Origin of the sequence: Falsibacillus pallidus, assembly GCF_050990905.1 — a bacterium.
Taxonomy (GTDB): domain Bacteria; phylum Bacillota; class Bacilli; order Bacillales; family DSM-25281; genus Falsibacillus; species Falsibacillus pallidus_A.
The window spans coordinates 3,216,870-3,237,874 of sequence record NZ_CP158866.1 but is presented as its reverse complement, the minus strand read 5'-3'; the positions used below and the strand labels follow the sequence as shown (position 1 = coordinate 3,237,874).

Sequence of the window (21,005 nt, the reverse complement as noted above, 5' to 3'; positions counted from 1 at the left end):
GAGGAGGGGATCATCATGTTTCAATACGTTGTTCGTCGTTTGCTCATCGCTGTACCGGTGCTTTTTGGCGTAACGATATTCAGCTTTTTTATCGTTAATCTGGCGCCGGGAAACCCTGTTGAGATGCAGTTGAACCCGGATGCGACCGCAGCGGATATCGCGTTGAAGAAGGAAGCGCTTGGGTTGAATGATCCAATCTACGTTCAATACATCAGATGGCTTGAGAATCTGGTGAGAGGAGATTTTGGATTTTCCTACAGCACACATGAGCCTGTCATGGGACTCATTGGAGAAAGGCTGATCCCAACGATCATGCTGATGGGGACCGCGCTTCTCATCGCCTATCTCATTGCAATCCCCATCGGAATCATCAGTGCAACAAAGCAATATTCATGGGTGGACTACTTGACTACCTCATTTTCATTTTTAGGCATTTCCATCCCTCACTTCTTTTTGGGGCTCGGTGCCATTTATGTGTTTGCCATCATCTTTCATCTTGTTCCCACCGGGGGTATGAATACGTTAGGTGGGCCAGGGGGATTTGCGGATACGTTCAGCCATCTCATTCTCCCGGCTCTCGTACTCGGGACAGGGATTGCAGGGAATATGGTCCGCTATGTCCGTTCCAGCCTGCTCGAAATTCTGGGTCACGATTTTCTAAGGACGGCACGTGCGAAAGGACTCAAGGAATTCATTGTAGTCAATAAGCATGCTTTAAGAAATGCACTCATTCCCATCATCACCATCATCGGGATCGATATCCCGCTCTTGATTGGAGGAGCCGTTGTCACGGAACAGATTTTTCAATGGCCAGGGCTTGGGCAGCTAACGATCCAGTCCATCTCATCCAGGGACTACCCAACTCTGATGGCCTTGAATTTCATCGCTGCCATTACGGTCCTTTCATCCAATTTGATCACGGATATCCTTTATTCAGTTGCCGATCCGAGAATCAAATACCATTAAGAAGGAGGGGATCCATTTGCCGATTGCCAATGTAAAAATGGAAAATGAAGCCGCCTCGTATCAGAAAGGCGCTGCCGTCAATATCCATGAAGAATTAGGTCAGGAGGAGAGCTACCTTAAAGTCATCCTGAAAAAATTCCTGAAGCACAAGCTTGCGGTAGCAGGGCTGATCATCTTTTCGCTCATTATTCTTATGGCTGTCTTTGCCCCTTGGATTGCGCCGAAAAGCCCTTATTCCATTGCAGATGAATTTGCTGCGCCGCCATCTAAAGCGCATTTGCTTGGAACGGACCAAGTGGGAAGGGATCTATTGAGCCGACTGATCTACGCCTCCCGGATATCCCTTTCAGTAGGGCTCGGCGCAGTAGCCATCTATACCGTCATCGGAACCATCCTCGGTGCTGCTGCCGGCTATTTCGGAAAAGCAGTCGATATGATCATCATGAGGATCACAGATGTATTCATGTCGTTTCCTTATTTAATGGTCATCCTTGTCCTTGTCAGCATCATGGGGCCAAGTTTATTTAATATCATCGTCGTTCTTGGCCTGCTTGGATGGCCGCCGATCGCCCGCATTGTCAGGGGCAGCCTCCTTTCCATTAAAGAAATGGATTATATAAAAGCAGGAGTGGCGTTGGGATATTCCGCTCCAAAGGTCATTTTTCAGCATATCCTTCCGAATTGTTTAGCGCCGATTTTGGTCAATGCGACATTCGGCATTGCATCTGCCATCATCATGGAAGCGTCCTTAAGCTTTCTTGGAATGGGCGTGCAGCCGCCGACAGCAAGCTGGGGAAATATGCTGACAGAAGCTCAATCATTGACAGTGCTTGCGTCGCAGCCTTGGCTTTGGATCCCGCCAGGCATGATGATCCTCTTGTCCGTTTTATCCATTAATTTTATGGGAGATGGACTTAGGGATGCCATGGATCCGAAAAGTTTAAAATAGAAAAAATTTCAAAATGTGAGCGAGGGGGAAATGAGGATGAAAATTAAGAACATGGCAAAGGTTTGCGCCGCTGCTTCCTTTTTATTATTGGGTGCCTGCAGCAGTGCGGGAACCGGAGGAACAGCGAACGGCGGAGGAAGCAAGACAATGTTTTTAGGGATGGTCAATCCTCCGGTCAATTTCAGCACCATCAATTCACCAGATGTTGCCTCATCCTTCATTGAAAAATTTATGTTTGATTCATTTCTTGAAATGGACGGGCCGCAAAACTTTGTTCCAAAACTCGCAAAATCCTTTGAAACCACTGACAACCAAACATTTACGATTAAACTGGATCCAGACGCTAAATGGTCGGATGGAAAGCCTGTCACTGCGGAGGATGCAGCCTACACATTCAATATGGTGGCCAATCCGAAAGTAGAAACAACGGTTGGAAGCTATTTATCAATGCTCGATGGACTAGACGACAATGGGAAGCTCAAAGATGGGCAGACAGAAATCCCTTCCGTGAAGGTCGTTGATGATAAAACGCTTCAATTCAAGACAAAAGCGCCAGTCGATCCCAATATGATCAAAGAGCAGCTGGGGACCAAGTTCTTGATTTTGCCTGCACATGTTCTAAGTAAAGTGAAGCCGGAAGACTTGGCCAATGACTCTTTCTTCTTGAAGCCAGATGTCACAAACGGACCATTTACATTCGTGGAATACAAGAAAAATCAGGATGTCCAGCTGAAAGCAAACCCGGACTACTATGGAGGCAAGCCGAAGCTTGATAACTTATATGTGAAAATCATGCCGGCGCCTAATCTTGCAGCACAGCTTCAAACAGGGGAGCTCGATATGAACGTGGGGATCGGCATCGGAAAAATCCCGCCGCAGGACTACGAAAGGGTCGAAAAGCTGGATAATGTCAGAACGAAATCTGAAAAGACCATCGGATTCCAGACGATGATGTTCAATACGGAGAAAGTCAAGGATGCCAAAGTCCGCCAAGCATTGGTCTATGCACTTGATCGACAAAAGATCGTAGACAAGCTGTTAAAAGGATACGGCGAAGTGGTCGATGGACCATATACTTCCGTCAGCCCGTACTTGGACAAGGATTTGAAAGGGTTTAGCTATGATCCTGAGAAGGCAAAGCAGATGCTGAAGGATGCCGGATGGGATTTTGATAAGACGCTTCAGCTCGTCGTACCGATCGGCAACAAAGTACGTGAACAATCAGCCGATATCATCAGTGAAAATTTAAAAGCGGCAGGGGTGAAGGTGAAAACTACCACTTACGACTTCCCGACCATCATGCAAAAGGGGAAAGCCGGAGATTTCGACCTGTTATTGATGGGCTTCACATTTACGCTTGACCCGGAAATCTCTTCGCTATACAGCAGCTCAGGTGCCTATAACTATATGAAATACAGCAATCCAAAAGTCGATGAGCTTCTATTGAAAGGGAAATCAGAACCGGATCCTGATAAACGGAAGGAAATCTACTCAGAACTGCAAAAGATCTGGGATGAAGATATGCCGATCATCACGCTATACTCTGATGACGACTTTGATGCCATTTCCAAGAAAGTGAAAAAAGGAGAGCCGCGCGTATTCGGCTTCCACAAGGATATTGTGGACTGGTCTGTTGCGGGGGCTAAATAATAGAGGAATAGCAAAAGAGAAGGCGAAATTAGCCTTCTCTTTTGCTTAGTTTTGTGAAATTGCTGCCGCTTCGTCAGCGAGTGTTTCTTCTTGTTCGTCATCCATAACGACATTGTAGACTTTCCAGCTGCCATCTTCCATTTTCTTCAGATAGGCAGTGTTCGAGCCGTTTACATTCAAGGAGAAGTTTCCATCAGGGAAAGTGCTTGTCACTTTATATTGGAAATCATTCACGTGAACTTTCGCAAAATGCGTGCTGGAAGAAAGGACTGTCAACGTGAATGGCTTAATGATTTCTATTTTTAATGAAGATCCATCTTCAGTATTATACGCATCTACCATATCAACGTTATCCTGCGACATCGCAAATTGATAGTCAGTTGTTGTTTGATTATATAAATCTGTTAATTTTGCTTTGTCCAAAGCGTTCATATAAGTGATTTCATCATTGTTTAATTTGGACACAACATCCATTAATGCAGAATCAGCTGGTTTATCAACACTTTCCTGCTGCAATGCACGATGGATCATGACCATTGCCTGTGCGCGTGTCGCAAATGTGTGAGGCTTGAATAGATCCCCATATCCTTTGACAATTCCGTTTGCAGATGTTTTGTTAATAGCATCATAAGCAAAATTGTCTTTCGTCACATCTTTAAATGCAATTCCGTTAGACTTAAATTCGATATTATTTTGGAATGCACGGTAAATCATAGCGGCTACTTGATCGCGTGTGATTTTTGCGTTAGGCGCAAAAGTACCGTCAAGTTTCCCATTTACAATTCCCAAAGAACTTGCTGTCTGGATATATGGATAGGACCATCCTGTTTCTTTTACATCAGGAAATTTTTTAGAAGTGCCTTCCATTTTTAATCCTAGTGCATTAACCAGGATTTTTGTGAATTCAGCTCTTGTAATAGAATCTTCCGGTTTAATATAAACATAGGAGAATTCTTCGTCCAACTCATTGTCATACTCAGTTACGACCTGGCCATCGATGATGCCGGCATTAATGAAATCATCCAATTCGTCATATGCCCAATAACCGTAGTCTAAATCTTCCGGGATGTACATATCCCATGTTTTCTGCGCTGCGGATGCAGTCGCAAATGGTGCAGAGATTACCGCCAGTACAAGGACTAGCAACATAAAAATTTTCTTCAATCTGTGTGACTCCCCTCGATATATATGGACTAAATCCAAACTTAATTATAGAGTTTGTTAAAAATGTTACAAGTGGATATTAGTGGGAAAATAATGAGTTTTTTCCTATTAAATATGTAATCAATTTCTAGAGAATTTTTGCTATAATAAGTGAAAAGATGGAAATAGAAAGGAAGATACATATGTTTAAAAAAATCGCTGCAGATGCACTGGGACTATCTGATATCGGGACAATTATCTCACCGGCGGATTATGACAAAACCGATGCCGACGACTATGTCATGCACGAAGATGATGAAAAAATCTACTTCTTGATCAAAACAAAAGCAGATGAATATTGCTTTACGAATCTTGCTATCATCCATGTAGACGGGGAAAGCGCCGTATCTTCCAAGCGGACATTGAAGAGATATCCGTACTCTCAATATAAGATTTCCCATGTCCTGCTTGAGACGGCCGGAAAAATCGATATGGACGTTGAAATCAAATTCATGGTTGGAAACGAAAAGTTCGACATTGATGTTCGCAAAGATCAAATCGAACAATTGAAAGATTTATACAAATCCCTTCTTCGAATTGCGGAGATCACTCATGAAAACGGCATCTATATGGACATGGCAGCGCAGAGCCTGGACAAAGCGGTCTCTATCCTGCAAAATTCCCGTACAGATGACCAGAACCTTTCTGACACGTATAAAAACCTTACAGATTTCGGATTCACCTGGATGACTTCCGTCCGTGAACAGTACCACGAGAAAGATTTTGGAAGCGTCTTTGAAAAATACATCAATAACTGATTCGTTATCGAGAGAGGCTCGCCGTTGAGGCGGGTCTTTTTTGTTTTTGCGAGCAGTACGGCCGCAGCTCGCTCTCCTTTGGTTTGCTCCCCACTTTGGTCAGCAACCCCCGCACTTTTAAGATTTATCTCGCAACTTTACAGGATTACCGCTGCACTTTTCGTCTCCACCGCCGCACTTTGGAGGATAACCTCCCGACTATCCAAATATTGTAATTCAGGTAAGGTGAATTTGATATAGCAGGCGCGGTCAGTGGTTCTGCAAGCACTGTAAGGAGCGGCCACGGATGATCTCGGGAATTTGCTCCCCACTTTGGTCAGCCACCGCCGCACTTTTAGGATTTATCTCGCAACTTTACAGGATTACCGGTGCACTTTTCGTCTCCACCCCCGCACTTTGGAGGATAACCTCCCAACTATCCAAATATATAGCAGGCGCGGTCAGTGGTTCTGCAAGCACTGCAAGGAGCGGCCGCAGATGATCTCGGGAATTTGCTCCCCACTTTGGTCAACAACCGCCGCACTTTTAGGATTTATCTCGCAACTTTAAGGGATTACCGCTGCACTTTTCGGCTCCACCGCCGCACTTTGGAGGATAACCTCCCGACTATCCATTAAATGTAAAATACCACTGCTAAAAAAAGAGTAAATGGAATTCAAAAATACTCTTCATTCCTAATTTTTGAAAACGATTTCGCAGGAAAAAAGGAGCAGACAGCGAATTGCATAATTATGCCATGTTTGAAACATGTATAGCGTTTACTCCTTTTGGTGAGAGGGTATCATGTTGAATAGCGTCTGAATTTTAAAAAAGTACAGAAAGGGGTATGGTCTTGTCTGACTTATTACATATCAAATTGAATGGAGCGGATATTAAAGCGACAGGGGATCAAACAATCCTCGACCTTGTAAATGGAAGCTCTGTGGAAGTACCTCACGTATGCTATCATCCGAGCCTTGGCCCCATCGAAACGTGCGATACGTGCCTGGTGAGGGTGAATGGCGAATTCGTCAGGGCCTGTTCCACCAAACTTAAGGATGGAGACATGGTGGATACGACTTCTGATGAAGTCAAAGAAGCGCAAATGATTGGGATCAACAGGATCCTCGGCAATCATGAGCTTTATTGCACTGTCTGCGACTACAACAATGGTTCCTGCGAAGTCCATAATGCAGTGCGGGATATGCACGTGAATCACCAGACTATCCCGTTTTCCCAGAAGCCTTATCAAGAAGACAATTCCAATCCATTTTACCGGTATGATCCGGACCAGTGCATCCTTTGCGGGCGCTGTGTTGAAGCATGCCAGGATGTTCAGGTGACAGAAACCTTATCCATCGATTGGAGTCTTGAGCGACCGCGTGTCATTTGGGATAACAATGTGCCAATCAATGAATCTTCCTGTGTTTCTTGCGGACACTGCTCTACTGTATGCCCGTGCAATGCCATGATGGAAAAAGGAATGGTAGGGGAGACTGGCTATTTGACTGGCATCGCTAAAAAGACCCTCCGTCCGATGATTGAAATCACTAAGAATGTGGAAACCGGGTACGGATCCATTTTGACCATTTCAGATATGGAATCGGTCATGAGGGAAGAGAGAATCAAGAAAACGAAGACCGTTTGTACATTCTGCGGTGTCGGCTGCTCCTTTGATGTTTGGACAAAAGGACGAGAAATTTTGAAAGTCGAACCTCAGCAGGAGTCGCCTGCCAATGGAATTTCAACATGTGTCAAAGGGAAATTCGGCTGGGATTTCGTCAATAGCGAAGAGCGCCTGACAAAACCGTTGATCCGTGAAGGGGATACGTTCCGGGAAGCAGAGTGGGATGAAGCCTTAACCCTCATTTCAAGTAAATTTAACGAAATCAAAAAAGAGCATGGACCGGATGCGCTGACATTCATCAGCTCATCGAAATGTACCAACGAAGAATCCTATTTAATGCAGAAGCTGGCAAGGGCCGTCATCGGCACGAACAATATCGACAACTGTTCCCGCTATTGCCAGACCCCTGCGACGATGGGGCTTTCACGAACCGTCGGATACGGCGGGGACGCCGGCACCATCAAGGATATTGAAAACGCCGGCCTCATTTTAGTTGTCGGGTCAAATACAGCTGAATCCCACCCTGTGTTGGCGACGCGAGTGAAAAGATCCCATAAACTGCGCGGTCAGAAGCTGATTGTCGCTGATATCCGCAAACATGAAATGGCCGAACGTTCGGATTTATTCATACAGCCGAAACCGGGCTCTGATATTGTCTGGCTTTCCGCTGTGACCAAATACATCATTGATCAGGGATGGGCGGATGCATCTTTTATCCGAAATCGCGTAAATGGTTTTGAAGAATACAAGGCCAACTTGGAAAAATTCACATTAGAATATGCGGAGAAAGCTACGGGCATCAGCCAGGAGACATTGATCCAAATCGCGGAGACGATCCATGAAGCGGATGGAACATGCATCCTGTGGGCCATGGGAGTCACTCAGCACCTTGGCGGAAGCGACACAAGCACCGCCATTTCCAACCTTCTTCTTGTGACAGGAAACTATGGAAGACCGGGAGCAGGTGCGTATCCTCTTCGCGGGCATAACAATGTCCAAGGGGCAAGCGACTTTGGCAGCATGCCGAACCAATTCCCTTCCTATGAAAAAGTAGCGGATGACAAAATTCGTGAGAAATATGAACGCGGCTGGGGCGTAAAGCTTCCGGCAGAACCTGGATTGAATAACCACGAAATGATCAAGGGCATCCATGACGGACATGTGAAAGCAATGTATGTCAAAGGCGAAGAGATGGGCGTTGTGGATTCCAACTTAAATTTTGTTCATGAAGCTTTTGAAAAACTGGATTTCTTCGTGGTTCAGGATATTTTCTTCTCAAGGACCGCGCAATTTGCAGATGTCGTCCTCCCTGCAAGCCCGAGCCTTGAAAAAGAAGGGACATTCACGAATACTGAGCGCCGGATCCAGCGTTTGTATCAAGTATTTGAGCCGCTGGGGGATTCAAAGCCTGATTGGGTCATCCTGACTGAGCTCGCCAACCGCATGGGTGCCAATTGGAACTACAGCCACCCGAGCGACATCATGGCAGAAGCTGTGCAGCTTGCACCTCTTTTTGCCGGAGTCAACTACGAAAGGCTTGAGGGATACAAAAGCCTATGCTGGCCGGTCGAATCGGACGGAAGGGACACGCCGCTTCTTTTCACAGAAGACTTCCCATTTGATGATGGAAGGGCGAAACTTTATCCGGTTGACTGGACGGAGCCGCTGGAATTCGATGCGCAGTATGATATCCATGTCAACAATGGACGCCTTCTCGAGCATTTCCACGAAGGTAATTTAACCTATAAATCCAAAGGGATTTCAGAAAAAACGCCAAGCACCTTTCTGGAAGTTTCACCAGAGCTTGCAAAAGAAAGGGGCTTGAAGGATGGAACGCTTGTAAGGTTGTCCACTCCTTACGGAAACGTGAAAGTGAAATGCCATATTACCGATCGGGTCAAAGGCAAGGAAGTTTACCTGCCGATGAATGATTCCGGCGAATCAGCCATCAACCTCCTTACGAGCAGCAAGGCTGACAAAGATACGGATACCCCTGCTTATAAAGAGGTAAAGGCGAAGCTTGAGATCTTAAGCCAGGAAGGAGTCAATCCACTGCCGAAAATCAACCACCGCTATGGAAACCCTCAGCCTCAATTAGGCGTGCAGGTCCAGAAGAAATGGGCAAGGGAAGACTATGTATTCCCAGGTGACCTTGTGCGGAAGGAGGAAAAGAAACATGGCTAAAGCAACCACCAATATTCAGCAGATGGTCATGACCGAAGAGGAAAAGCGGAATAATGATTTGAGGGAAGTCGAGGACGCACTCCTAAAAAACAAGACGGCTATAATGGAATCACTCGACATACTTGGACATATGCATGATAGAGGGATATTGTCCATGTTAAAAGGTCTATTGGGCCAAGGGGATAAAGTTCTTGATGTTCTTGTCCACGCTGTCGATAAACCTGAAAATACCAATACAATCAAAAATCTGCTGCTAATGTTCGGGGTTCTTGGCACCCTCGATGTCAAGCATCTTGAGCCGCTGCTGCTGAAAATCAATGCAGGGATCGCCCGAGTCAATTCCGAGGTGAAAGACAAGGATGAGAAGAAAACAAGCTACTTTGAATTGGCCAAATCCTTAAAGGATCCGGAGGTGAATCGAACCATCACCATGGCGCTCAATTTCTTGAAAGGCATGGGAGAAGCAACGGAACATAGAGAAAAAACGACAAATGATACAAGGGAGCAAGTGAAAAACACGGAAAAAACGTTCAAGGTTTGATTAAAGGGGCGGCAAGCGGATGGACACTGGCTTCATCCGCTTGCCAAAATGTAAAAATCGGACAAAGGAAAGAGGGAAACCAAAGATGGGGAAAACGAAGAATCGCTGGCTGATTGCTGCTGCCGCCGTGGGGATTCACATTTCAATTGGTTCTGTATATTCCTGGAGTGTTTTCACAAACCCGCTGAAAGATAAGCATGGTTGGGATTTGAGCGATGTGTCACTGACATTCAGCATCGCCATCCTATTCCTCGGTCTTTCTGCAGCATTCATGGGACATTTTGTTGAACGATACGGTCCGCGGAAATCGGGCATCATTGCTTCGCTTTGTTTCGGAGTCGGCCTTATAGGCGCCGGTTTTGCAGATAGCATCGGGTCTTTGTATTTATTATATTTCTTCTATGGAATGCTTGGCGGAATCGGCCTTGGCATCGGGTACATCACACCGGTTTCATCTCTGGTCAAATGGTTCCCTGATCGGCGCGGCTTGGCAACCGGGCTCGCCATTATGGGCTTTGGATTTGCTTCATTGATTGCAAGCCCCATCATCGCCAAACTGATTACTAACGTCGGCATCAGCAATACCTTCTATCTCCTTGGTGCTGTCTACTTCGTCATCATGATCCTTTCATCCCTTTATTTGGCTCCGCCAGAAAAAGGCTGGATGCCTGCTGGAATGAAAGAGAACGAGAAGAAAGCAGAGAACTCATCAGGAGACTTGGCGCAGCTTACCGCAAATGAAGCGGTCAAAACCATTCGCTTCTGGGCGCTGTGGGCCATGCTCTTCATCAACGTCACCTGTGGGATTGCCGTGATTTCCGTCGCTTCCCCAATGGCTCAGGATATAGCTGGTCTGAGTGCAGCGGCTGCGGCAACGATGGTCGGCATCATGGGGTTGTTCAACGGATTTGGCCGAATCGGCTGGGCATCTATTTCTGACTATATCGGAAGACCGAATGTGTATACGATCTTTTTTATCCTTCAAACTGTCGCATTCCTATTGCTTCCGAATGTCACAAATGCCTTGCTATTCCAAATCATCATCTTCGTCATTTTAACGTGCTATGGTGGTGGGTTTGCATCCATCCCTGCCTATATCGGCGACTTGTTTGGCACGAAAGAGCTTGGAGCAATCCATGGGTACATCCTTACAGCATGGGCTGCAGCAGGACTGGTTGGCCCATTGGTTGTTTCATGGATCCGTGAAACGACTGACAGCTACTCATTGACCCTGTATATTTTTGTTGCTGCATTTGTCGTGGCGCTGATCATTTCTCTCTTGATCCGTGTCAATATTAAAAAGCTCCGGATGAAAATGGATCACCAGTCATCCAATGTACTGAATCAGTGATAAAAAAGAGGGGGCTGCCACTCGCGGGGAGTCCCTTTTTCATTCATAATGAATGTGGGAGGTGCAAACATGAAGCAGACGTCTGTGAATCGAAAAATCATTCGCGTGGAGGATGGACAAGCCGTCGAAATGGACGATCAAATTGTGACTGAGTACCCTCTGACCATTAAAATTAATGGGGATGAGTTTGTTACCATGGTCTGCACACCTGAATACATAGAAGACATGGCTGTCGGGTACCTAGCTTCAGAAGGGGTCATCCGCCGCTACAATGAAATTGAGGATATTTGGGTCCAAGAGGACAAAGGATTCATACATATTAAGACGAACAACCCTAATCCGCTATATCAACAGTTTCAGAATAAACGCTATGTCACCTCCTGCTGCGGGATGAGCAGGCAGGGATTTGTTTTTGTCAATGACAAAAGGACAGCCAAGGTCATGAAGGAGCAGAATGTTTTTCTTACTCCGATGGAATGTCTGCGCCTGATGAAAGATATGCAGTCACAAGCGGACATGTTCAAACAGACAGGCGGAGTCCATAATGCTGCACTATGCGACAAGTCGGGCATCCTGTTGAGCCGGATGGATATTGGCAGGCATAACGCATTGGACAAAATTTATGGATACTGTCTGAAAAATGGAATTGGTATGGATGGGAAAATCATTGCGTTCAGCGGAAGGATTTCCTCTGAAATTTTATTGAAAGTGGCCAAAATCGGATGTGAAATCGTCCTATCCAAGTCTGCTCCGACTGAACTGGCTCTGGAGCAAGCGGAGGAACTCGGGATTACGACTGTGGGATTCATAAGGGGAAGCTCGATGAACATATATACACATCCAGAACGGATCATCAGGGAGGGGAATTGAGTTGGTAGAAAAAAGAACACCCATTGCCGTTTCAGAAGCGGTAAAAAGAGTGATGAAATTTGCTGCGCCAGGAGAGAAGGAAACGGTTGAAATTGAAAATGCATGCGGCAGATATTTAGCAGAGCCGCTGATGGCAGATCATGACGTCCCGGCTTTTGACCGCTCCCCATATGACGGATTCGCGTTAAGGGCAGAAGATACGATTAGCTTAAGCTCCAGCAATCCCGGCCGTTTTGAAGTCATCGGTCAGATTGGTGCAGGTTCGGTTTTTACTGGAACAGTCGGGCCCACTCAAGCGGTAAGGATCATGACAGGAGCGCAGATTCCGGAGGGCAGCAATGCAGTCATCATGCTGGAATTGACGAAAGAAATCGGGTCCTCCATCGAAATCAAGCGCTCTTTAAGTGTGGGTGAGAACATTTCCTTTAAAGGCGAGGACACTCAGAAAGGAACGGTCCTTGCAGAAAGAGGAACACGGATTAATGCAGGCATTGCCGCACTGTTGGCGACGTTTGGCTATAAAAATGTACCCGTTGCGAGAAAACCGATCGTCGGGGTGCTCGCCACAGGCAGCGAGCTGTTGGATATAGATGAACCCATTCAGCCCGGTAAGATCCGCAACAGCAATACCTATATGCTCATGGGTCAAATTGAAAGGGCAGGCGGGAAGCCGATTTATCTTGGCAAAATGGAAGATAACTTGGAAGAATGCTATAAAGCCGTGGCAGAAGCTATGGGAAAAGTGGACATCCTCATCACAACCGGCGGCGTTTCCGTTGGAGACTACGATTATTTGCCGGCAATCTATGAAAAACTGGGGGCAGAGGTCCTCTTCAATAAAATCGGCATGCGCCCAGGGAGTGTCACAACCGTTGCCCAATCAAATGGAAAGCTGCTCTTTGGATTATCCGGAAATCCATCGGCCTGCTATGTCGGATTCGAACTATTTGTGCGGCCCGTGATGCGGACAAATCTATTCAATACCCGCCCTCATTTGAGGAAAGCACGTGCTCGGTTGGCATCAGACTTTTCCAAAGCGAATCCTTTCACTAGATTCGTAAGAGGAACATTACAGTATGACGAGGATGGAACTTTGGCAGTGGCACCATCGGGATTTGATAAATCAAGCGCCGTTTCGTCCCTTGCCTCAGCTGACGTTCTCATTGTATTGCCTGGCGGGACAAGGGGTTATCAAGAAGGGATGCTCGTGGATATCCTTCTCCTAGAAGACCAAACAGGAAGTGAGTGGCCATGGGAAAACATCGTCGCATCCTACAAGTAGTCGGCTATCAAAACAGCGGCAAAACGACGCTGATTGAGAAGTTGATTCAGCGATTAAGCGAATCCGGACTGGAAACAGCGGTCATCAAACATCACGGGCATGGAGGGGCTCCAGAGCTGGGTGCTTCTTCGAAGGACAGCACCCGCACATTCGAAGCAGGTGCTGTAGTATCCGGAGTAGAGGGCAACGGGGTCCTGCAATTGGCTGCCAGAGTGTCTGAGTGGAGTCTCGAGAAGTGGCTGGATTTCTATGCGTTTTTTCCGGTGGATGTGCTTTTGGTTGAAGGCTATAAAAAAGAGGACTACCCGAAAGTGGTGCTTGTGAGGAGTGCTGAAAACTGGGAAGAGCTGCGAGATTTGACTAACATCCAATGCGTGATCTCGGTGGAGCCCCTGAATGATGGTCGCGGCGGCATCCCGGTCTATACGCGGGAGCAGGAAGCGGAGTATATGGAATATTTGATGGAATCTCTCTTGTGAAAGGGGGATTTTTTTATTTGGATGTGGAAAGGTGAGCGGTTTACGGTCAAAGTTCGGAGCAACCCACAAGCACGGTTCCGCGGGTCGACCAGAAGATTCATGAGCCCCAAATCGCGCCAGCTCCAACAAATTGAATGGTTGAAAGTTGCAAAATTTGAAAAGACGGGAGGTTATCTCTCAAAGTGGGGAGGTGGAAACGAAAAGTCCCGAGGTCGAGCCGAAAAGCTGGGAGATAATCTGGCAAAGTGGGGAGGTTGGTCCCGAAAGTGGGGAGCAAACCGCGATCATCGTCCCGTGGCAGACCAAAAAAGGTCCATGAGCCCCAAATCGCGCCAGCTCCAACAAATTGAATGGTTGAAAGTTGCAAAATTTGAAAAGACGGGAGGTTAGCTATCAAAGTGGGGAGATGGAAACGAAAAGTCCCGAGGTCGAGCCGAAAAGCTGGGAGATAATCTGTCAAAGTGGGGAGGTTGGTCCCGAAAGTGGGGAGCAAACCGCGATCATCGTCCCGCGGCAGACCAAAAAGGTCCATGAACCCAAATCGCGCCAGCTCCCACAAATTGAATGGTTGAAAGTTGCAAAATTTGAAAAGAAGGGAGGTTAGCTATCAAAGTGGGGAGGTGGAAACGAAAAGTCCCGAGGTCGAGCCGAAAAGCTGGGAGATAATCTGGCAAAGTGGGGAGGTTGGTCCCGAAAGTGGGGAGCAAACCGCAAATACAGTTCAAAAATGCTTTGTAAATCTCCTGTTCTTACAGAAATATCCCCTAAAAAGAGGAATTTATAGTCTTTATGACGAAAGAGTGGAAAAAAGGAGTGATAATATGATAGTTAAACCATTAACAATGCCCATCCAAATTCGAAAATTGGAAGCATTGCTGAATCGGATTCCCATTCACGATGAAAAGAGGGACAGAATCTTTTCGGATTATCAGAAAGCATACTCCGGCTATATTGGGGAGAAGGCAATGCAGTATCCATTGAGTTATCTGGACCCGGAAAAGTATTTAATTTTTCACGATATTCGACTAAATGCTGGGGAGCATTTCTTTCAAATAGATATCCTCATATTATCCACAAAGTACATTATGATATCGGAAGTGAAAAACATTACTGGTAAACTATTTATTGATCATGAACACAAACAGTTAATTCGAACCAGTGATGAAAAAGAAGAAAGTTTCACCTATCCGATAGATCAATTGACACTCCAACAAATTCAATTAAAAAAGTGGCTTCACCAGCATTCATTTCCACTTCTTCCGATAGAGGGCCTCGTTGTCTTTACAAATGAATCTTCTATATTAACCTCCTCCAGACCTAATGAAAAAATCATTAAAAAATCAACATTCATCCATAGAATGTATGACCTTGAAAGAAGATTTAGCAAAGTACCGGATTATCCCCAAAATATCAACTCTTTAAGTGAGACCATCCTCCAAAATCATGAACCTCAAAATAAACCAATCCTTCAAAAATATCAAATCTTCAAAGATGAACTTCAACTGGGAGTTCAGTGCCCCAAATGTCATCAATTTTCCATGAGTAGAATTTATAAATACTGGGTTTGCTCCAGATGTGGGACTTCTTCTAAAACAGCTTATTTAAAGGCATTGGAAGAGTACGCATTATTATTTGATATAGTGCTCACAAATAAAGAGGGAAGAGATTTTCTAAAAATAGAGTCGCCTCATATTATGCAAACAATCTTTAATAATATTTCTGCAATAAAAGCCGGCGAGAATAGAACTGCTAAGTACATAATCAGCTTGGAGGTATTAATGAAAATGAAGAAGAGTATTGTGGAATAAAAATGGGGTTTTGAAAGATCATAGCAAAAGTGCGGCTGCATCTCTAAAAATGGATGCAAATCGAAATCACCGCCCCGCGACAGCTCAAAAAGATCCCCGCAACTCAAAATCGCGCCAGCTCCCACAAATTGAATGGTTGAAAGTTACAAAATTTGAAAAGTCGGGAGGTTATCTCTCAAAGTGGGGAGGTGGAAACGAAAAGTCCCGAGGTCGAGCCGAAAAGCTGGGAGATAATCTGTCAAAGTGGGGAGGTTGGTCCCGAAAGTGGGGAGCAAACCGCAAACACCGTCCCGCGGCTGATAAAAAAGTCTCCCACACGACCCAAAATCGCGCCAGCTCCAACAAATCTCCTGTCCTATTAACCAGAACCACCACATTCAAAACCACCACAACTTTATTTTCCAAAAAAATTTCAATCACATCTATTTAACATATTCCATGAGTTTCGGTATAATCAATTATTGGCGGCCAAATGAAAGATTAAAGGAGAATGGTATAACTCCTTTACATAAGCAGGATATTAATAGGTATACAACAACAGGAAACGGGTACATTCCTTATAGGAATACTTAATACACGAAGGAGGAACTAGCATGAAAGTTGGTTTAGTCGGTTTAGGGAAAATGGGTCTTAATTTAGGTCAGAATTTACTTGATCATAAGCATGAAGTGGCAGCATTTGATTTGAATACAGAAGCTGTGAAGCAAATGGAAGGATTCGGGGCAAAAGGGTTCGGAAGTTTGAAAGAGCTTGTGGAGTCTATGGAAACTCCACGCGTTCTTTGGATCATGGTTCCGCATGGTGTGGTGGATTCGGTTCTTGAGGAAGTGACGCCGCTTTTAAGTGAAGGGGATATCGTCATTGAGGCAGGAAACTCTCATTTTAAAGAATCCGTTCGCCGCTATAATCAATTGAAAGAGTCCGGCGTTCACTTCATGGATTGCGGAACTTCCGGCGGTATGGAAGGCGCTCGCCATGGTGCGTGCTACATGATCGGTGGAGATCCGGAAGCTTGGGAAGTGGTAGAGCCGATTTTCCGCGATACTGCAGTTGAAAACGGATATCTTTACACAGGAAAAGCTGGAAGCGGGCATTTCTTGAAAATGGTCCATAATGGCATCGAGTACGGTATGATGGCTGCGATCGGCGAGGGCTTTGAAGTATTGGAGAAGAGCGAATTCGACTATGACTATGAAAAAGTCGGACGAGTTTGGAACAATGGTTCTGTCATCCGTTCTTGGCTTATGGAATTGACGGAGCGTGCATTCTCCAAGGATGCGAAGCTTGATGACATCAGAGGCGTGATGCATTCTTCAGGTGAAGGAAAATGGACAGTGGAAACAGCGCTTGATCTTCAGGCTGCAACACCTGTCATTGCGATGTCTCTTCTTATGCGCTACCGTTCATTGGATAACGATACGTTCACAGGAAAAGTGGTTGCTGCCCTTCGCAACGAATTCGGCGGGCATGCAGTGGAGAAAAAATAATAATAGTTTTTTGAACACCAGGGTGCATTCCCTGGTTTTTTTTGTCCCAATTTTGAACATTTTTTGAACGCCAATTCCTTCCTTGACTTCAATTTTAGAATCCATTAAAGTTAAATGCAGTAATATAGTTAAAGTGTTTAACTATTAAAGACGAGAACTATTTCTGCTAGGAGGATACCCAGTGACAGAAGATCATATTAAAAAGCTGACAGATCAATATATAGAGCTATCATTTTCAGTGACCAAAAGGGCTGAAAACCTTATCAAATGTCAAATTGGAGACGATTTGACGAACGACCAGCATTATATTCTCAGATACATAGTGAAAAAGGAAGTCTGTACTTCGACAGAGCTTGCCGAAGTTTTTGAAGTCAAAAAAAGTGCCATCACTGCCATGATCAATCGAATGACGGAGAAGGGGCTAATTCAAAGGGACCGTGATGAGAAGGATCGCCGAGTCATTTATCTGACCCTCTCAAAAGAGGGGAAATCGCTTTTCGATGAGACGGAAGCGCGGATCCACAAACTGGTCGCTTCATTGATCAAGAAGTTTGAGCAGGAAGAAATTGAGCAATTTATCAAGACTTACGAGAAGTTGAACAGGGTCATTTTAGAAAGCAAAGATCTACAAATGGGGGAGTAAATCATGAGAGCCATCATTAAAGGGAAGTGGATTGTCTTAATCGCTTGGATTGCCATCATCGCAGGGCTTTTCTTTATCGCGCCAAATATGGCGGACCTTGTGCGGGAAAAAGGGCAGGTCAATGTACCTGAAGGTTATTCATCGCACCTTGCAGGACAAATCATGGAAGATGTTCAAAAACAGGAAGGCGGCGGGGATGAGACGCAGGTCGCCCTCGTTTTCCACGAAAAACACAAGCTGACGAAAGAAGAAATAAATGAAGCTGAAAAAGCAGTGAGGCAGCTTGAAGATCATAAAAAACAGCTTGGAATCACAAAGATTTTAACGCATTTCAATGAGAAAAACTTAAAGGATCAGCTCGTCTCAAAAGATGGAAAATCCATTCTTGTTTCCGTGAATGTAAGCTGGAATGACCGCCAATCAGGCGATGTGAGCGATGCCCTTTATAAAACAATAGATAATATTAAAGTAGACCACTATTATACGAGCAACTGGATGATCAATGATGACCTTACAAAGAGCTCGGAAGAAGGATTGAAAAAGACAGAGGGCATCACTGTTGTCTTTATTCTTGGTGTCTTGTTCCTTGTTTTCAGGTCGGCTATCGCACCGTTCATCCCGCTGGTGACGGTCGGACTTTCCTATTTAGCCTCTCAATCCATTGTTTCGATTCTGGTCGACAAGCTGGATTTCCCGATATCCAATTACACGCAGATTTTCCTTGTAGCTGTACTGTTCGGAATTGGAACAGACTACTGTATCTTGCTCCTCAGCCGATTTAAAGAAGAGTTAGCTCAGCGTGAGACTATGACAGAGGCAATTGTTGAAACATACAAAAACGCCGGAAGAACGGTCTTTTTCAGCGGAATTGCCGTCATGATCGGATTTGCGGCTATCGGATTTTCCCAATTTAAGCTATATCAATCAGCATCTGCGGTAGCGGTTGGTGTTGCACTGCTATTGATTGCCTTGTTTACGGTGGTACCATTTTTCATGGCGGTCCTGGGCAAAAAGATCTTTTGGCCATCTAAGAAAATTGCGGACCATGGAGAAAGCAGACTATGGGGAGCAGCAGGCAGATTTGCTTTGGCACGCCCGCTCATCGCTTTGATCATAGTAGCGGCAATCTGTGTGCCGTTCCTTGTGACGTATGACGGAAAGCTTTCATTTAACTCCCTTGAAGAAATCAGCGGGGATGTACCGTCGATTAAAGCATTTAATGCGATTGCAGATGGTTTTGGTCCTGGGGAATCCATGCCGACCCAGATTGTCATCAAAAATGACGATCAAATGAATTCAACTGAATATATCACGATAGCTGAAAAAATTAGCCAGGAATTAAAGAAAATTGATTCCGTCGAAACTGTTAGGTCTGTCACACGTCCGACAGGGGAGCCGATTAAAGAGTTCTATGTTTCCAACCAGGCAGAAAGCTTAGGAAAAGGGCTTGGTGAAGGAAAGACAGGGCTGGATAAAATCAACTCAGGACTTGAAAAGGCAGGCAGTGAACTTTCCCAATCCCAGCCGCAGATCAAGCAAGCTGAAAATGGCGTCAACAATTTGATCGCTGGGACGGATAAGGTTAAGAACGGGGTTGTTGCCCTCCAATCGAAGCTTCAACAAATCGAGGATGGGCTTAATCGAAATGCAGCTGGGTCAACGAAGCTGAAAAATGGATTGCTACAGGCTAAATCTGATGTAATAAACCTTTTAAACAACTATCAAAAGCTAGCTGCTACCTATTCCACTCTAGGCAGCGATTTGAGTAAATTATCTTCTAATTACACCAATGTTAGATCAGAAGCATCCTCTCTTTCAGGTGAATTTAATAAGATAACTGATCAAAACTTTACAGACCTGGAACAAAAATATGCAGGTCTTGGAAATGATAATGAATATAAAAATATCAAGAATACTTTTAAAGATGGACAGAGGCAGCTTCCAGATTTGGCGACTAAGTTGAAAACTCTTAATGAAAATCTAGATAAAATTAATACCGGAATAAGTAAAGTAAATGAAAATTTTGTTACTGCCAACAGTCAGAAAGAAAAGGTAATTACAGGCTTCAATCAGTTGATTGATGGAATCAATAAAATAGAACCCGGCCTCAACCAACTAGCAGCAGGCCAAGGGCAGATTGTGGATAGATTCCCTGAACTGACAAATGGACTCTCTGGCATCAGCGAGGGCCAAAAGAAGATTCTTAATGGCTATGCAGATCTTGAAGATCAACTGGCTCAATTGACAAAAGGCCTTGATCAAAGTACGAACGGGTTGAATCAGGTATCTGAGGGACTTGGATCTGCACAAGGGTACCTTTCTGGACTATCTGATACGTCTGATATGAACGGCTTTTATTTGCCAAAAGATGTGCTTGAAAGCAAGGATTTCGCACAGGCAATCGATGCGTATATGTCTAAGGATCGGAAAGTCATGACGATGGATGTCATCTTCAGCGACAGCCCGTATTCTAATAAGGCAATGGGCAAAGTGGACGATATCAAAGCAGCAGTGAAACGCGCGGTTAAAGGAACAAAGCTTGAAAATGCGACGGTTGCAGTCGGCGGGATCACGAGCATCAACGCTGATCTGCACCAGATGTCGAGCCAGGATTATTCTCGGACAGTCGTCTTGATGCTTGTCGGCATCTCAATCATCCTGATTTTCTTATTCCGCTCGATCATAATGCCGCTTTATATCATAGGCTCGTTGATTTTGACTTACTATACTTCAATGGCTATGAATGAAGCACTCTATGTGAATTTACTTGGCTATACGGGAATCAGCTGGGCGGTTCCGTTTTTCGGATTTGTTATTCTGGTTGCCCTTGGAGTCGACTACAGTATTTTCTTGATGGACCGTTTCAATGAATACAAAACGCTTTCCGTGGCGGATGCCATGCTGATGGCGATGAGGAGAATGGGAACGGTCATCATTTCAGCAGTGGTCATCCTAGGTGGAACATTCGCCGCGATGATGCCTTCTGGAATGTTGTCGCTGCTTCAAATTGCATCCATCATTTTGATTGGATTGCTGCTCTACGCATTTGTTGTGCTGCCGCTGTTTATCCCTGTCATGGTGAAAAACTTCGGAAAAGCCAACTGGTGGCCATTCAAGAGGGAAACGATGTAATCGACACAAATTGACATAAAACGGGTGGTGCCTGTCACCACCCGTTTTTTCTTTAGGGTTTGACGAAGGCTAGAGCCTTTCCTATACTTAGGGAGC

The 21,005-nt window shown here is 45.2% G+C and carries 16 protein-coding genes; 15 read left to right on the top strand and 1 reads right to left on the bottom strand.

Translation table 11 applies throughout. The features are described 5' to 3' along the window. Positions 1 to 15: 15 nt before the first annotated feature. Genes ABTV07_RS17005 through ABTV07_RS16995 form a run of 3 tightly spaced genes read left to right on the top strand, consistent with a single transcriptional unit; the run spans position 16 to position 3,565 of the window. Positions 16 to 966: an ABC transporter permease gene (locus ABTV07_RS17005; RefSeq protein ID WP_433744398.1), complete on the top strand. Its 951-nt coding sequence runs from the start codon at positions 16 to 18 to the stop codon at positions 964 to 966. 16 nt (positions 967 to 982) lie between these two features. Continuing rightward, positions 983 to 1,915: an oligopeptide ABC transporter permease gene (opp4C, locus tag ABTV07_RS17000; RefSeq protein ID WP_433744395.1), complete on the top strand. Its 933-nt coding sequence runs from the start codon at positions 983 to 985 to the stop codon at positions 1,913 to 1,915. Positions 1,916 to 1,951: 36 nt separating this feature from the next. Next, the gene (locus tag ABTV07_RS16995) at positions 1,952 to 3,565 is read left to right on the top strand and encodes an ABC transporter substrate-binding protein (RefSeq protein WP_433744392.1); all 1,614 of its coding nucleotides are present in this window, start codon (positions 1,952 to 1,954) and stop codon (positions 3,563 to 3,565) included. A 45-nt stretch (positions 3,566 to 3,610) separates the two neighbouring features. On the opposite strand, the gene ABTV07_RS16990 is transcribed toward ABTV07_RS16995, so the two are convergent. Further along, a complete protein-coding gene (locus ABTV07_RS16990; RefSeq protein WP_433744389.1) occupies positions 3,611 to 4,729 on the bottom strand; it encodes an S-layer homology domain-containing protein in 1,119 nt (372 codons plus the stop codon). Positions 4,730 to 4,911: 182 nt separating this feature from the next. Between ABTV07_RS16990 and ABTV07_RS16985 the strand changes: the two genes are divergently transcribed. The 12 genes from ABTV07_RS16985 (at position 4,912) to ABTV07_RS16930 (ending at position 20,909) form a co-directional block, all read left to right on the top strand. Further along, complete coding sequence (locus ABTV07_RS16985; protein WP_433744386.1) at positions 4,912 to 5,526, top strand: PH domain-containing protein; 615 nt, start codon at positions 4,912 to 4,914, stop codon at positions 5,524 to 5,526. An 826-nt stretch (positions 5,527 to 6,352) separates the two neighbouring features. Next, positions 6,353 to 9,316 carry a formate dehydrogenase subunit alpha gene (fdhF, locus tag ABTV07_RS16980; protein ID WP_433744383.1) on the top strand — a complete coding sequence of 988 codons (2,964 nt, stop codon included), beginning with the start codon at positions 6,353 to 6,355 and terminating at the stop codon, positions 9,314 to 9,316. Beyond that, complete coding sequence (locus ABTV07_RS16975) at positions 9,309 to 9,857, top strand: DUF1641 domain-containing protein (RefSeq protein ID WP_433744381.1); 549 nt, start codon at positions 9,309 to 9,311, stop codon at positions 9,855 to 9,857. Before fdhF ends, ABTV07_RS16975 begins: the two co-directional genes overlap by 8 nt. A gap of 85 nt (positions 9,858 to 9,942) precedes the next feature. After that, entirely contained in the window at positions 9,943 to 11,208 is a 1,266-nt protein-coding gene (locus ABTV07_RS16970) for an L-lactate MFS transporter (RefSeq protein WP_433751335.1), read from the top strand. Positions 11,209 to 11,277: 69 nt separating this feature from the next. Beyond that, positions 11,278 to 12,078, top strand: coding sequence for a formate dehydrogenase accessory sulfurtransferase FdhD (gene fdhD / locus ABTV07_RS16965; protein ID WP_433744378.1), 801 nt, complete (start codon positions 11,278 to 11,280; stop codon positions 12,076 to 12,078). A 52-nt stretch (positions 12,079 to 12,130) separates the two neighbouring features. Further along, the gene (locus ABTV07_RS16960; RefSeq protein ID WP_433751333.1) at positions 12,131 to 13,360 is read left to right on the top strand and encodes a molybdopterin molybdotransferase MoeA; all 1,230 of its coding nucleotides are present in this window, start codon (positions 12,131 to 12,133) and stop codon (positions 13,358 to 13,360) included. Beyond that, positions 13,324 to 13,839, top strand: coding sequence for a molybdopterin-guanine dinucleotide biosynthesis protein B (gene mobB, locus ABTV07_RS16955; RefSeq protein ID WP_433744377.1), 516 nt, complete (start codon positions 13,324 to 13,326; stop codon positions 13,837 to 13,839). Before ABTV07_RS16960 ends, mobB begins: the two co-directional genes overlap by 37 nt. A gap of 575 nt (positions 13,840 to 14,414) precedes the next feature. Continuing rightward, positions 14,415 to 15,647 (top strand): nuclease-related domain-containing protein, encoded by a 1,233-nt coding sequence (locus ABTV07_RS16950; protein ID WP_433744374.1) that lies wholly within the window; start codon positions 14,415 to 14,417, stop codon positions 15,645 to 15,647. Further along, the gene (locus tag ABTV07_RS16945; protein ID WP_433744371.1) at positions 15,637 to 16,077 is read left to right on the top strand and encodes a hypothetical protein; all 441 of its coding nucleotides are present in this window, start codon (positions 15,637 to 15,639) and stop codon (positions 16,075 to 16,077) included. The genes ABTV07_RS16950 and ABTV07_RS16945 overlap by 11 nt, the downstream gene beginning before the upstream one ends. 163 nt (positions 16,078 to 16,240) lie before the next feature. Next, a complete protein-coding gene (gene gnd, locus ABTV07_RS16940) occupies positions 16,241 to 17,134 on the top strand; it encodes a phosphogluconate dehydrogenase (NAD(+)-dependent, decarboxylating) (protein WP_433744368.1) in 894 nt (297 codons plus the stop codon). A gap of 181 nt (positions 17,135 to 17,315) precedes the next feature. Beyond that, on the top strand, positions 17,316 to 17,777 hold the full coding sequence (locus ABTV07_RS16935) for a MarR family winged helix-turn-helix transcriptional regulator (RefSeq protein ID WP_433744366.1): 462 nt from the start codon (positions 17,316 to 17,318) through the stop codon (positions 17,775 to 17,777). Between the two features lie 3 nt (positions 17,778 to 17,780). Further along, entirely contained in the window at positions 17,781 to 20,909 is a 3,129-nt protein-coding gene (locus ABTV07_RS16930) for an efflux RND transporter permease subunit (RefSeq protein WP_433744363.1), read from the top strand. Positions 20,910 to 21,005 lie beyond the last annotated feature (96 nt).